The sequence below is a fragment of the Agromyces humatus genome, from assembly GCF_021228295.1.
GTDB classification, from domain to species: domain Bacteria; phylum Actinomycetota; class Actinomycetes; order Actinomycetales; family Microbacteriaceae; genus Agromyces; species Agromyces humatus.
In genome coordinates, this window is sequence record NZ_JAJQPD010000001.1 from 322,277 (window position 1) to 336,413 (window position 14,137).

Sequence of the window (14,137 nt, forward strand, 5' to 3'; positions counted from 1 at the left end):
CCCGGGGTTCAGCCCCTGATGAGCGCGAGCACCTCGTCGGTTCAGCCCCTGATGAGCGCGAGCACCTCGTCGCGGATTGCGACCATCGTGGGCTCATCGGCGCCCTCGACATTGAGGCGCAGCAGCGGCTCGGTGTTCGAGGGTCGTACGTTGAACCACCAGAACGGCTCGCTCTCGGCGGTGATGCCGTCGACCGTGAGCCCGTCGAGCTCGTCGAACTCGCCACGGCCCGTGAACGTCTCGACGATGCGCGTGTACGCGGCGGGCACGTCGTCGACGACCGAGTTGATCTCACCCGAGAGCGAGTAGGGCGTGAATCGGGCCGCGAGCTCTGACAGCGGCGCCTGCTGTGCGCCGAATTCGGCGAGCACGTGCATCGCCGCGAGCATGCCGTTGTCGGCGCCCCAGAAGTCGCGGAAGTAGTAGTGCGCTGAGTGCTCGCCGCCGAAGACGGCTCCGGTGACCTTCATCTGGTCTTTGATGAGCGAGTGCCCGACGCGTGTGCGCACTGGCGTCGCGCCGGCCCGCTCGATGGCCTCGGGCACGAACCGCGACGTGATGAGGTTGTGGATCACGTTGACGTCGGTCTCGCCGGCGGCGGCGACGCGAGCGATCTCGCGCAGGGCGACGATGGCTGCGACCGTCGACGGGTTGACCGCGCCGCCCTGCTCGTCGACCACGAAGCAGCGATCGGCGTCGCCGTCGAAGGCGAGGCCGAGGTCGGCGCCGCGCTCGACCACCGCACGCTGCAGGTCGACGAGGTTGGCCGGCTCGAGCGGGTTGGCCTCGTGGTTGGGGAAGGTGCCGTCGAGCTCGAAGTAGAGCGGCACCACCTCGAGCGGCAGGGCGGGCAGGCCCGCCGCGTCGCCGAGCACCGCGGGCACGGTGAGCCCGCCCATGCCGTTGCCTGCGTCGACGACGATCTTCAGCGGCCGGATGGCACCCAGGTCGACGAGCGAGCGAAGGTGCGCCGCGTAGTCGGCGAGCACGTCGGCCGAGGTCACGACGCCGGGCTCGGGGTTGGCCGGGATGCCCTGTTCGAGGTAGTCGGCGGCACGGTCGCGGATCGCGGCGAGCCCGGTGCCGAGCGAGATGCCCTGTGCGCCGGCGCGGGAGAACTTGATGCCGTTGTACGCGGCCGGGTTGTGGCTCGCGGTGAACATCGCCGCCGGGGCGTTCATCGAACCCGATGCGAAGTAGCTCTCATCGGTCGAGCAGAGCCCGATCGAGACGACGTCGGCACCGCGCGCGGCGGCCCCGCGGGCGAACGCGGCCGCGAACCCGGGCGAGGAGTCGCGCATGTCGTGCCCCACGACGACCGTGCCGCCGGCCGCGCCGACCTCGTCGACGAACCCTGCGGCGAGTGCCTCGACGATCGGCTCGGTGAGTCCCTCGCCCACGATTCCGCGGACGTCGTAGGCCTTCACGACGGCCTCGAGGCGCGCGCGAACATCGGATGGTGCAGCCGGATTCATGCCTTGAAACCTACCTCACCGAGCGACACATGCCGCACGATCTGCCACCCCACCGGCGCCGACGTGCGTTCGGCGTGGCGTGAGCACAGGTCGTAGCCGTGCGGCTCGCGCACCAGGGCGAGGGGGCCGAGTACCGCCATCGAATCGGCGTAGTCGAACGTCAGTGTCGCGACCGCCTCGGCGGCGCATGCGGTTCGCGAACAACGTCTCATGGCAGATCAAGAGTAGCGACGAGGGCGGCCGGTCGTCGGAAGCGACTCAGTACGATGGAGGGTATGCCTCGTTCCCGCCGTGTCGCCGTACCGCGCTCCCCGAGGCGGCTCGCCCGTGACCGGCACGGCCGCGGCATGCGCTCGGCGGTGACCGGTCCGCACCTGCCGATGCTGCACAACCGCCTCGACGAGTTCGAGCTCACGGTGGGCACCACCGCCGCCTATCTTCGCAGCCTCTGGCCCGAGCTCGAAGGGGTCGTGTTCGAGGTCGCGCAAGGCCCCGCCGAGGCGATCCACGACGACCACATCGATCGGTGGAAGGTCTACCACGACGAGCGCCGCATCGTCTTCTTCCGGCTCCCGATCGTGCGCTTCCTGCGTCTTCAAGAGGGTGAGGAGCGCGACGAGAAGCTGCTCATCGAGAGCTGCGTGTTCCGCGCCATCGCCGACTTCCTCGGCCGCGACCCGTGGGAGCTCGCGCCCGGCCGGTACCGGCACCTCTGACGGGCGTCAGGGCTCGATCGGCGCGGCGTCAGCGCGGATACACCCGGATCGGCGTGTCGAGCGGCCCGGGCGGCTGCACCGCGAAGGATGCGAGGGCCTGGTCACCCGAGAACGTCACCGTCGCGTGCACGCCGGCGACACCCGAGAGCTCGACGACCGACTGCGCGTCGAGGTCGGCGGATGCCGCACCACCGCCCGGGATCGTGATCGAGCGCTCATCGCCGTCGGCGGTATAGCGCACCTCGACCTCGTCGCCATCGGGATTCGCGAGGTGCAGCACCGGAGATGGCCCGCGCGGCACCGCGACCACCGCCGTGTCGATGAGCGGCACGGTCGCGGTGGTCCACGCCAGGTCGACGGATGCCCCGGGGTCGGCCCCGTCGGGATCGGTCTGCTGTTCGGGGACGCCGGTCGTGGCCCGGGCGGCCGCGACGAACGGTCCGTCGCCGTCGAGCCGGATCGTGTACTCCCCGGCGTCGAGTTCGCCGAGCGGGACGTCGGTCACGAGACCGGGTTCGAGGGCGACGTCCACGGTCGACCCGTCGCCCCCGCCCGACTCCGACACGATGCCCACTGAGACCTGGACCGGTTCCTCGCCGGTCGCGAGCAGTCGCACCGCGGGGAAGTCGTCGCCCTCGGCGTGGTCGTCGGCCGGGGCGACCCCGCCGTCGCTCGGCACGACGAATCCGGGGATCACCTGCGTCGTGGCGGGCATGGCCGTCGGGCCGACGAGCTCGACGCCCGCGGGAGTCAGACCCTCGATGACCGAGTGCTCGAGACTTGCGGCGATCGCGCCGCCCGTGCTGGTGACGTGCACCACCGGTGAGACGAGGTTCGGGGCGAGGCCGGCGAGCGAGAGCACCCGCTGGCTGCCCGGCGGCACGATGATGCCGAGCGCCGACGGCGCATCGACGCGGCCGGTCTCGCCGATCACGCGCACATCGACCGTCGCGGCGACCGCGGTGGGGTTGGCCAGCAGCACGAGGCCTGTGCGCCCGACGTCGGTCGCTCCGCCCACGAGCCAGGATTCGGCGACGGCCTCGGTGCACGATGCCGCGGCGAACCCGGAGAGCCCCTCGCGCGTGACGGTCTGCGACTGCGCACCCGCCAGCATTCCGGCGTCGACCGCGCCGGGTTCGGTCGTGAGCGCGAGCGGCGCGCCATCGGCGTCGGCTCGCGAGTTGTCGGGGGCTGCGAGCGGCGTCTCGGTGACGTCGGCGTCGGGCGGCATTGCGCCCGAGGTCACGTCGGCGGATCCGACGGAGGTCGCGGTCGTCGCGGCGGTCGGGTCCTCGCCGATGGAGAGCAGCGGGCCCGGGCAGACGCGCAGTTGACCGGTCTCGGCCGGTTCCACGACGAGCGATGGCGCCTCGGCGCGATGCTCGGGCCAGGGCACGAGCGCCGCCGCGGCGAGGGCGCCGACCCCGACGCCGGCGACGGCGAGCACGGCGAGCCCGCGGGCTCCGATTCGCACCGCGGTGCGGGCGAGGGTGAGCTTATCGGCCATCGTCGTCTCTCTCGCGCTCAGGTGCGGGGCCGTGCTCGGCCGCAGATTCGGGATCGGGATCGGCCTCGGGATCGGCCTCGGCCTCCGGTCCGGGCTCCGGCTCGGGCTCCGGCTCGGGCTCCGGCTCGTGCTCCGGCTCGGCCTCGGCCTCCGGCTCCGGTTTCGGCTCCGGCTCCGGCTCGGCCTGGGGCTCCGCCTCGGCATCACGCTCGGTCACTGGTTCGGGCCCGGGCCCGGGCCCGGGGGCGAGCGTCGTGCGACGCACCGTCGATCGGCGATCGCGCTCGCGACCGGCACCGGTCGGGATGGACAGCAGCAGCGCCGCGCCGAGCACGACGATCTGGAGGGCCGTGATGAGCGCCGCCTGCCACCCGCCCGCGTCTTCGGGGATCTGCGCCGCCGGGGCATCCGCCTGCGCGTCGACGAAGCGCCAGAGCACGCCGAAATCGGTCTCGCCGACCGCCAGGAGTGCGGCATTGCCGTCGAGCGCGCTGCGCGCCCGCTCGGCCGTCGCGACCGCCGCACGCTCGGCGTCGGCCGACGGCGCGTCGAGCAGCACGAACGAGACGCCGAACTCGCGGATCGCGGCATCGGGATCGAAGCCGCTGCGCGAGGCGAGGTTGCCGGCGATCTCGGCGAGCTGCTCCTCGTCGGCCGACAGCGTCGCTGCGGTGTCGGCGAGGGTCGATTGCTCGTCGAGCGTGACGCCGCGGCCCCGCTCGAGCGTGGCCCGCAGGCTGCCGTCGGCGTCGGGCGTGAGGCGCATCGTCGTCACCCGCGAATCGTTCTGGGCCTCGGCGCCGACGAACGCGGGCAGGGTGCGCTCGGCGGCCGGGGCGACCGCGACCCGGTCGGTGGCGATGCCGAGCGCGGTCGGCAGCACGGCGGCGAGCACGCCGGCGAACGCGACGAATCCGAGCAGCGCGGGGCCTCGCCGCATGGCGTCGAGTGCGACGACCGCGGCGAGGACGAGGCCGAGCCAGGTGAGGCTCAGGCCGGCGCCCGTCCAGATCGGGATGTCGGTGGGGCCCACCGTCGCGACGGCGAGGTGCGACGCGCCGACGGCGGTCGCGAACCCGAGCAGTCCGAGGCCGAGCGCGAGTGCGGCCGACCTGAGGCGCGGCGCGACCACGGCCGCGAACGCGACGAGTACGAGGGGCAGGATGAGCGCGCTCAGCGCGAGTCGGAAGTCGACGTTCGGTATGCCCTCGAAGAAGGTGTCCCACCCGCCCCACGAGGCATCGGGGAAGCCGAGAGCGAGCTGCCATGTCGTGGGCACGGCGCTGCCGACCGGGAGACCCGGATCGGCGAGCAACGCCAGCGGATTGCCCCGGCCGACCTGCTCGATGACGAGCGGCAGGGCGAGGGCGAGGGCGGGGATCGGCAGCGGCGCCAGGCGTACCCACGCTCGTCCGCTGAAGGCCAGCGCGACCGCCCAGGCGACGATGAGCGCCGGCGTGAGGCTCGGCGCCGCAGCGATGACCGCGGCGAACAGCAGCGAGGCCGTCGCCGCGGCCGCCCATGAGGTCGCCGCCCCGAACGCGGCGAATGCGAGCCAGCCGAGCAGTACGTGCGCGAGCACGGCTCCGGGGCGTCCGTCGCCGAGCGCGATGAGGAACGGCGGCGCGAACGCCCACACGAGTGCGGCGACCGCCCGCACCGAGCCGCGCTCGGTGAGGCGCGACGCCGCGAACCACGCTCCCATCGCCGCCGCCGGCAGCGCCAGCAGCCAGACGAGCACGAGTGCGAACGACGGCGCCCAGAAGGTGATCGAGCCGAGTACGGCGAGCGCGCCGGCGAACGGGTCGGCGGCCCCGACGAATCCCGTGCCGATGTCGCGCCACCCGTACGCCGCGTTGCGCCAGAGGGCCGCGAGCCCGTCGGAGAGCGGAAGCAGCCCCCCGCCACCGACGCCGGTGGCGCCGATGAGCCATGAGAAGAGCGCCACGGATGCCGCTGCTGAGACGAGGAGCACCCAACCGCCTCCGGTGCCGAGGAACTGCAGCTCCTCGGTGCGGCCGCGGGCCCTCGCGCGGCGCGTCTCGGCGGCGTGCTGACGCCGTCGGCGCAGTTCGTCGGGCTGCATGCGCAGCGGCGCGATCGCCGACCAGCCCACCGTGCGCGAGCGCTTCAGCTGACGGCGGGCACGCGGCACGCGAGCGCCCGAGAACATCGTGGTGAACGCGGCTGCCCATTCGCCGGGGATCGCACCTGGTGCCTTGACGAGGAGCAGTCGCACCGACCGCGCCAGTGCGAGCGGCAGGAACGTGAGCCAGTGCAGCGGCATGGCCACGACGGGCGCATACACGAGCCGGCGATGCAGCTGCGCGGCGCGGGTCGCTCGGTCGCGTCGACGAATCACCCGTGCGCGCGACCCCGCGAGCGGGCCGGCCACGCCGTTGCCGGCGAACTCGACCCGTGCCTCGGGCACGACCGCCACGCGGTTCCCCGCGAGGCGGGCGCGAACCGACAGGTCGAGGGCGTCGTCGACGGTCGGCAGGGCCGGGTCGAATCCGCCGAGCTCGCGCCAGACGCCGTGGCGCACGAGGAGCGCGGCCGGGTCGAGGCCGAGCACATCGCTCAGGCCGTCGTGCTGGCCCTGATCGAGCTCGTCGTCGACGAGTGCGACGCTTCGCCCCAGTCGCGTCATCGTGCGACCGAAGCTCGCGATGCGCTCGGGCTCGTCCCATGCGCGCAGCTTCGGCCCGGCGATCGCGACCAGCTTCGCGGTCTCGAGGGTGGCGACGAGCGCGGCGAGCGCATCGGGCGCCGGCGCGCTGTCTTCGGTGAGCAGCCACAGCGCATCGGCGTCGGACCCCGGATCGTCGAGGACGCGGTCGGCAGCGTGAATCGCTTCTCCGAACGGGAGGTGCTGCGTGAGTTCGACGATGCGGGTGGGTGACGCGGCCGCGATCTGCTCGCGGGCGTCGGCATCGGCCTCGGTGAGCACGGCGACGAGTGCGTCGGGTTGGCGCGTCTGCGAGGCGAGCGCGGCGAGCGTGCGTCGAAGGTGGTCGCCGCCCCGGTGCACGACGAGTATGGCGGTGACTCTGGGGAACATCGGGGTCAGCCTATGCGGCCCGCCCCGCGGCATCCGTCACTCGACCGGGCGCGCCTCGAAACCGCCGCGGGTTGAGCAGGAGCGAAGCGACGTCTCGAAACCACCGTGGGTTGAGGAGGAGCGAAGCGACGTCTCGAAACCATCGTGGGTTGAGGAGGAGCGAAGCGACGTCTCGAAACCATCGCGGGTTGAGGAGGAGCGAAGCGACGTCTCGAAACCGCCGCGGGTCGAGGAGGAGCGAAGCGACGTCTCGAAACCGCGAGGCGAATGCGAGCGGGTTGAGGAGGAGCGAAGCGACGTTTCGAAACCCCGGCCCGCGGACACGGGGTTTCGAGACGCTGGTCTCGAGACGGCGCTGGCGCGCCTCCTCGACCCACCGCCTTCGTCGCTCCTCAACCCACGGTGAGGGTCAGACCGCGCGCTTGCGAAGCTTGCGACGCTCGCGCTCGGAGAGACCGCCCCAGATGCCGAAGCGTTCGTCGTTCGAGAGTGCATACTCCAAGCACTCGGAACGCACCTCGCAACCGGTGCAGATCTTCTTCGCGTCTCGGGTCGAACCGCCCTTTTCGGGGAAGAACGCCTCGGGATCGGTCTGCGCGCACAGTGCGTCGCTCTGCCACGCCAACGGATTGTCATCATCGACGACCGGCCGCACGCCGGGAACTCCCAGCCTGACCGGATCGATGAACCAATCGTCAGGTACTCCAGAACGATATTCAGGATTTCCCATATCGTCTCCCACCCAGTTGTACCAACACCCCGAGGGGTGTGTCACGACCAATTACACCGTTGTAATTCGTGAGAGTCAAGTCGCAGATCGTAAACCCTCAACCGCCCGTCGAGGCTTTACGCGCGCAGCGACACGCCGGGTGTTCGTCAGACGTTATCAACCGGGGCCGACCGGCGGGCCTCCCAGGCGCTCGCGACCATCTCGGTGAGCGAGTGCCGCATGCGCCAGTCGAGGTCGCGTGCGGCGAGCTCGCCCGAGGCGACGATGCGTGCGGGGTCGCCCTCGCGACGCGGCGCGATCTCTGGGTCGAACGCGATGCCCGTGACCTCGGCCACGGCGCGCATGATCTCGCCGACCGAGACGCCGTCGCCCGAACCCAGGTTGTAGACGGGCTCGATGGGTTCGCCCGCGTCGAGGCGCTGCGCCGCCACGACATGCGCCTCGGCGAGGTCGGCCACGTGGATGTAGTCGCGCACGCACGTGCCGTCGGGCGTCGGGTAGTCGTCGCCGTTGATGCGCGGCGTGCGGCCGTCGAGGAGCGCCTCGAACACGAGCGGGAAGAGGTTGTGGGGGCTCGGGTCGAATACCTCGGGCGTGCCCGAACCGACGACGTTGAAGTAGCGCAGGCTCGTGTGACGCAGGCCGGTGGCACGGGCCTGGTCGGCGAGCAGCCACTCGCCGATGAGCTTGGACTCGCCGTATGGCGATTCGGGATGCTTCGGGGTCGTCTCGGTGACGAGGTCGACGTCGGGCGTGCCGTACACGGCGGCGCTCGACGAGAAGACGATGCGGTCGACGCCCTTCGCCTCCATGGCGGCAAGCAGCATCGAGGTGCCCGCGACGTTCTGCTGGTAGGTGTGCAGCGGACGCTTCACCGAGACGCCCGCGTACTTGAAGCCCGCGAGGTGCACGACGCCCTGCACGTGGAACTTCTCGAAGGCGTCCTCGAGCAGCCGGCCGTCGAGGATGGAGCCCTGCACGAACCGCTCGTCGTCGGTGAGGAACGACCGCCGCCCCGACGAGAGATCGTCGACGACGACGGTGTCGATGCCCTTCGCCTGGAATGCGCGCACGACGTGCGCACCGATGTAGCCTGCTCCCCCGGTGACCAGCCAGCTCATGTTCCGCCCTCTCCGGCGGCGGAACGTCCGGCGCCCTCCCGATCGTATCGGGAGGGCGCATGAGTGGGCAGGTGGTGCAGGGCGCGCGGATGTCCCGATCCGTCGCCCGGCGCCGCGTCAGGCGTGACGCGTGGGGAGGTTCTCGATGTGTCGCGTGCGATCGCGAATCTCGGGGCGACCGTAGCCGTCGTCATCGAGGCGAAGGACGGTGGCGAGTACGCCCCAGATCGCGAGGCCCGCAAGTACGAGGAAGATGATCGTGGTCATGTCAGTAAATCTATGTCTTGCCAGATCCTGCCAACAGTGGCAGAGTGGACATCGAACGTACTATTTCTGCCATTCGGAGGCACCCGTGCTCCACACCATCGCCTGTATCGCCCTCCCCCAGATGGCGCCGTTCGAGTTCGGTGTCATCTGCGAGGTCTTCGGCATCGACCGCAGTGAACAGGGCGGCCCCACGTTCGACTTCCACGTGGTCACCGCCGACCCGGGCCCCGTCACGACGAAGCTCGGCTTCGACGTCGTCGTCACCGAGGGGCTCGACGCGGCCTACTCCGCCGACCTCGTCGCCGTGCCGGCGTCGCTCATCGACTCACCCGCCGACGAGCGAGTGCTCGACGCGATCCGTGACGCGGTCGACCGCGGAGCGTGGGTGCTCTCGGTGTGCTCGGGCGCGTTCACCCTCGGTCACGCTGGCGTGCTCGACGGCCGACAGTCGACCACGCACTGGATGTACACCGACCAGCTCGCCGAGATGTTCCCGAACACCGACGTCGACCCCGACGTGCTCTTCGTGCAAGACGACAAGGTGGTCACGGGTGCGGGCACCGCCGCGGGCATCGACGCCGCCCTGCACATCGTGCGCACCGAGCTCGGCGCGAGCGCCGCCAACATCATCGCCCGCCGCATGGTCGTGCCGCCCCAGCGCGACGGCGGGCAGTCGCAGTTCATCCAGACCCCAGTGGCCGAGTGCCGCACCGACTCGTTCGCCAAGGTCACCGAGTGGATGCTCGAGCACCTCGACGAAGACCTCACGGTCGACCTGCTCGCCCGCAAGGCCCTCATGTCGCCGCGCACGTTCGCGCGCCGCTTCCGCGCCGAGACGGGCACGACGCCCAACGCGTGGCTCAACCGCCAGCGGCTGCTGCGCGCGCAGCAGCTGCTCGAAGAGACCGACTACACGCTCGAAGAGATCGCGCGCGAGACCGGGTTCGGCGCGGCCGCCGTCATGCGGCACCACTTCGTGAAGGTGCTGCAGACCACGCCCACCGCCTACCGGCGGCTGTTCGGGGTGCGCGCCACGGCCTGATCGACGAACGCCCGCAACTCGCGTGGTGCGGCGCGGAACCGCGACCTCGGGACATCCGCTTCGCCGTCGTCCCAGAACGGCAACTGCACGTATCGAACGCCGTCGATCTCGGTGAGCGGATGCCGCAGCACGTCGAGCCCGCCGCGACGCAGGTATTCGAGCGCGCGCGACCGGTCGCCGCGCAGCACGAACTCGTAGAGCACCTTCGACTCGGCGGGCACCTCGGCCCAGATCGCCTCGTCGGCGAGCGCGGCGAGCCCGGCGAGGCCGTCGCGCAGCGCGGCGAAGGCCTCGAGCTGCCATCGGCACGGATGCGCGCCAGTCGACGGTCTTGCGCGCGAGGATGTCGAACGACGCCGCTCGAGCGTAGGCTCTGGCGCTCACGAGCTGGTCTTGGAAGTGCCCGCCCTCGGGGAACGACAGGTTCGCGGCATCCCAGAAACTGCACGGCGTTCACGAGGATCGCCGGGAATCGCTCGAGCGAGGTCGACGGGCGGTCGTCGGCGTGCGCCTCGTCGATCCAGAACGCGGGCGGCGTGCGGCGCCCCCGTTCGAGTCGGTCGTACGAGGCCCGCGAAGAAGGGTCTGCAGACGACCCCTACCGCCTACCGGTGGCTGTTCGGGGTGCGCGCACGGCCTGATCGGCGAACGCCCGCAGCTCACCGGGCGCGCCGCGGCGGCGCTGGATCTGAAGTCCGGCGGCCCGCGTCCAGATGCGTGGATGCCCGTCGCCGGAAGACGTTCGGGCGAGTTCTGATGTGTGGGGATCTTCGCATAGGATCTAGCGACCCAGGAGAACCCCCGATGCCCCCCGCTTCAAACGCAGTGTCCGCCGCGCCGCGACGTATCGGCGAAATCGAGGGACTTCGTGGTCTCGCACTCACTCTCGTCGTGCTCTTCCATCTATTCGGAGCCGGTCGAGTGTCAGGCGGGGTCGACGTCTTCTTGTTCGTGTCGGGATTCCTTCTGACAGGCTCACTCGTTCGATGGGCGACGACGTCCGATCCGGCACGCCTTGATCAGCGATACGCGAGGATGCTGCTCCGGCTGGCACCATCGGCGCTCGTCGTGCTCATCTTCGTCGGATTCGCAACCGTGCTCTTGTCGCCGCAGACGACATGGACGCAAACCGGGCGCGAACTCATCGCTTCCGCGCTCTATTACGAGAACTGGGAGCTGATCAGCTCCCAACTCGCCTATGGCGCAGCCGGCCCATCGACAAGTCCGCTGCAACACTTCTGGTCGCTCTCGGTCCAAGGCCAGTTCTTCCTGCTCTGGCCGATCGTGATCACCCTCATCGCTCTCGTCCTGCGACGACGTGACTGGAACGTCGTGCCGATGATCACCTGCGTGACGCTGGCGCTCTCGGTCGCATCCTTCGCGTATGCCGTCCAGGCCAATGCGACGAATCCGGATGCCGCCTACCTCGACTCGTTCGCCCGATTCTGGGAGCTCGGTGCGGGTGCCCTCGTCGCGATCCTCATTCGCCGCCTTCCCCTGTTCCCGTTACTGCTGAGGATCACCCTCGGCTGGTGCGGGCTGGTCGTCATCATCGCGTCCGGTTTCGTCGTCGACGGCGCTCGTGCGTACCCCGGGCCCCTTGCGCTCGTCCCCGTCACCGGAGCTTGCCTGATCCTGCTCAGCGCAGGTGCTCCCACGCGCTTCGGCGCAGACCGTCTGCTTGCTCTCCGGCCGATGCAGTTCCTCGCACGGATCTCATATCCGCTCTATCTCTGGCATTGGCCGATCCTGTGGACCTATCTTGTGTTCCGCGGGTACACCGCGGTCGGCCTCTCCGGTGGCGCCGCCGTGTTCGCAGTTTCGGTCGGAGTCGCCTGGCTCCATAGTCGGAGTTTCGAACGCCCGGTCGCAAGGATTCGCGAACATGCAACGCCGCGCCGGACTATCATGGGCACGGTCGCTGCGATCGCAACGGTTGCGATCACCACCGCCTGCAGCGTCGCGGCCCACACCACCGAGGTGGATCGCCAGGCGGCCGTCGCCGAGCAACTCGGTTCTGACGCCGTGGATTGTCTCGGCGCCGCGTCGCTCGATCCCGCCTTGGCTCCGTGCAACAACCCCGATCTCGACGGGCGGTTGGTGCCCGGCGTTGCCGCGCTCGAGAAAGATGATGCGAACCGCAGCGAATGTTGGGGGGTGAGCGGTTCCGAGGCCAACTTCTGCACGGTCGGGCCCCCGACCGGCTATAGCAAGCATCTGATCGCGGTTGGTGATTCGCACAACAACACACTGTTGGATGTGTACGAGCAGATCGCCGAGACGCACAACTGGCGCATCGACGTAGCAGGTTTGGGGCGGTGTTACTGGACCAAGGCCAACCTCGCTCAACCGGACAAGGAATCAGTGCAGCGCTGCAAAAGATGGAATGAATCCGTCGAGCGGCGGATCTCGTCGACGACCGACCTCGACGCGGTCATCGTCACCCATTCGGCTCGTGCCGCGATCGCCGACGTCGAGGGTGCTGACGCCGACCGCGCAGAGGTCGAGGGATTGGTGGCCGCATGGTCGAAGGCCCGACCCGATACACGAATCATCGCGCTTCGAGACCACCCAATCTTCGGACACGAAGTGATCGCGTGCATATCGCGGCACGGCCTCGCCGCATCGGAAGAGTGCTCCGCACCGCGCGATCACGTGCTCCTTGAGGATGGGCACCGAGAGGCTGTCGCCGCCCACGACCAGGCGAGGCTCATCGACTTGACCAGCTTCTACTGCACGCAGGCGAGGTGCGCTCCGGTCATCGGGAACACCATCGTGACGCGCGACGGTCTTCATCTGACGCGCGCGTTCGCCCGCACACTCATCCCGTACTTCGATCGGGAGATCACCGCGCTGTTGGAGTAACTCGATTCGATCGTCGATCGAACAGACCGTCACGGCCTCACCGTGACTGCAACACGCAACGTTAGCGGCGAAGAATCGAGTTTCGTTCCGCCGCTCGCTCGGCATACGCGCGAAGCTCGCGGGGCGCGGCGAGAAAACGCTGGAGTGGCACGGACACTGTGTCGTCGGCCCAGAACGGCAGCTCGATGTACTGCATTCCTTCCACCTGAATGAGCGGATGCCGCAGCACGTCGAGCCCGCCGCGACGCAGGTATTCGAGCGCGCGCGACCGGTCGCCGCGCAGCACGAACTCGTAGAGCACCTTCGACTCGGCAGGCACCTCGGCCCAGATCGCCTCGTCGGCGAGCGCGGCGAGCCCGGCGAGGCCGTCGCGCAGCGCGGCGAAGGCCTCGTCGCCCATGCCGGGCAACTCAGCGGCGGCGATCGCGGCGTCGTTCGAGAGGACCTGCGCGATGCGCGCGCGGCGCACCTCATCGGTCGACTCGTCCGCGAGCACCGCGAGCGCGCCGAGCGCGGTGGCGAACCGGTCGTGCACCTGGTCGGCACGCACGCCCTGCTGCGTCATCGAGCTGCCATCGGCACGGATGCGCCAGTCGACGGTCTTGCGCGCCAGGATGTCGAACGACGCCGCTCGAGCGTAGGCTCTGGCGCTCACGAGCTGGTCTTGGAAGTGCCCGCCCTCAGGGAACGACAGGTTCGCGGCATCCCAGAAGGACCGCCGGTAGAGCTTGGTCCACTGCACGGCGTTCACGAGGATCGCCGGGAATCGCTCGAGCGACGTCGACGGGCGGTCGGCGGCGTGCGCCTCGTCGATCCAGAACGCGGGCGGCGTGCGGCGCCCCCGTTCGAGTCGGTCGTACGAGGCGACCGCGAAGTCGGCGCCCGACGCTTCGAGGCTGCCGACCAGGTCGCGAAGCGCCCCGGGGCGCAGCACATCGTCGCCGTCGAGGAACGTGAGGAACTCGCCTTCGGCGAGCGCGACGCCCGCATTTCGCGTCGCGTTCGGGTCGCGGTGCTCGACACGCACGAGGCGCACCCGCGAGTCTCGCGCAGCCCAGCGTGCGACGCGCTGGGCGGTGCCGTCGCTCGACGAGTCGTCGAGCACGATCAGGCGGAGTCGCCAGTGGTCTTGGGCGAGCACCGAACAGATGCTCGCGTCGACGAGCCGCTCGACATCGTGCACGGGCATGACGACGTCGACCCAGCCGGCGCGGCGCGAGGCATCCGGTATCGCCGCAGCGGATCGTCGCCCGCGGCGCCGGCGAACCGGCGCGATCCCCGCCGATGCGACGGCGCGCACGCCGTCGAGCACTCGCCCGCCAATGCCCATCGCCGCTGTCTCCCCGCTCGATC

Annotated in this window: 12 protein-coding genes; 3 read left to right on the forward strand and 9 right to left on the reverse strand. The window is 70.2% G+C overall.

Annotated features, from left to right (window positions below):
• Positions 1-41: 41 nt before the first annotated feature.
• Positions 42-1,475, reverse strand: coding sequence for a phosphomannomutase/phosphoglucomutase (locus LSF15_RS01505; protein ID WP_232496754.1), 1,434 nt, complete (start codon positions 1,473-1,475; stop codon positions 42-44).
• On the reverse strand, positions 1,472-1,687 hold the full coding sequence (locus tag LSF15_RS01510; RefSeq protein WP_232496755.1) for a DUF3499 family protein: 216 nt from the start codon (positions 1,685-1,687) through the stop codon (positions 1,472-1,474). Before LSF15_RS01510 ends, LSF15_RS01505 begins: the two co-directional genes overlap by 4 nt.
• A 63-nt stretch (positions 1,688-1,750) precedes the next feature.
• Between LSF15_RS01510 and LSF15_RS01515 the strand changes: the two genes are divergently transcribed.
• On the forward strand, positions 1,751-2,191 hold the full coding sequence (locus LSF15_RS01515; RefSeq protein WP_232496756.1) for a hypothetical protein: 441 nt from the start codon (positions 1,751-1,753) through the stop codon (positions 2,189-2,191).
• Positions 2,192-2,219: 28 nt separating this feature from the next.
• Here the strand turns inward: LSF15_RS01515 and LSF15_RS01520 are convergent, their stop codons facing one another.
• The 5 genes from LSF15_RS01520 to LSF15_RS01540 form a co-directional block, all read right to left on the reverse strand.
• Complete coding sequence (locus LSF15_RS01520; protein WP_232496757.1) at positions 2,220-3,698, reverse strand: DUF5719 family protein; 1,479 nt, start codon at positions 3,696-3,698, stop codon at positions 2,220-2,222.
• Entirely contained in the window at positions 3,688-6,759 is a 3,072-nt protein-coding gene (locus tag LSF15_RS01525) for a glycosyltransferase (RefSeq protein WP_232496758.1), read from the reverse strand. Before LSF15_RS01525 ends, LSF15_RS01520 begins: the two co-directional genes overlap by 11 nt.
• 409 nt (positions 6,760-7,168) lie before the next feature.
• Positions 7,169-7,489 carry a WhiB family transcriptional regulator gene (locus tag LSF15_RS01530; protein WP_232496965.1) on the reverse strand — a complete coding sequence of 107 codons (321 nt, stop codon included), beginning with the start codon at positions 7,487-7,489 and terminating at the stop codon, positions 7,169-7,171.
• A gap of 146 nt (positions 7,490-7,635) precedes the next feature.
• Entirely contained in the window at positions 7,636-8,610 is a 975-nt protein-coding gene (galE, locus tag LSF15_RS01535) for a UDP-glucose 4-epimerase GalE (RefSeq protein ID WP_232496759.1), read from the reverse strand.
• A 117-nt stretch (positions 8,611-8,727) separates the two neighbouring features.
• Positions 8,728-8,877: a hypothetical protein gene (locus LSF15_RS01540; protein WP_231048504.1), complete on the reverse strand. Its 150-nt coding sequence runs from the start codon at positions 8,875-8,877 to the stop codon at positions 8,728-8,730.
• A gap of 85 nt (positions 8,878-8,962) precedes the next feature.
• Between LSF15_RS01540 and LSF15_RS01545 the strand changes: the two genes are divergently transcribed.
• Positions 8,963-9,919 carry a GlxA family transcriptional regulator gene (locus tag LSF15_RS01545; RefSeq protein WP_232496760.1) on the forward strand — a complete coding sequence of 319 codons (957 nt, stop codon included), beginning with the start codon at positions 8,963-8,965 and terminating at the stop codon, positions 9,917-9,919.
• On the opposite strand, the gene LSF15_RS01550 is transcribed toward LSF15_RS01545, so the two are convergent.
• Positions 9,883-10,140, reverse strand: a complete 258-nt coding sequence (locus LSF15_RS01550) for a hypothetical protein (RefSeq protein WP_232496761.1) — start codon at positions 10,138-10,140, stop codon at positions 9,883-9,885. The genes LSF15_RS01545 and LSF15_RS01550 overlap by 37 nt on opposite strands.
• A 583-nt stretch (positions 10,141-10,723) precedes the next feature.
• Between LSF15_RS01550 and LSF15_RS01555 the strand changes: the two genes are divergently transcribed.
• Complete coding sequence (locus LSF15_RS01555) at positions 10,724-12,784, forward strand: acyltransferase family protein (protein ID WP_232496762.1); 2,061 nt, start codon at positions 10,724-10,726, stop codon at positions 12,782-12,784.
• 61 nt (positions 12,785-12,845) lie between these two features.
• On the opposite strand, the gene LSF15_RS01560 is transcribed toward LSF15_RS01555, so the two are convergent.
• Positions 12,846-14,114, reverse strand: a complete 1,269-nt coding sequence (locus LSF15_RS01560; protein WP_232496763.1) for a glycosyltransferase family 2 protein — start codon at positions 14,112-14,114, stop codon at positions 12,846-12,848.
• Between the last annotated feature and the right edge of the window lie 23 nt (positions 14,115-14,137).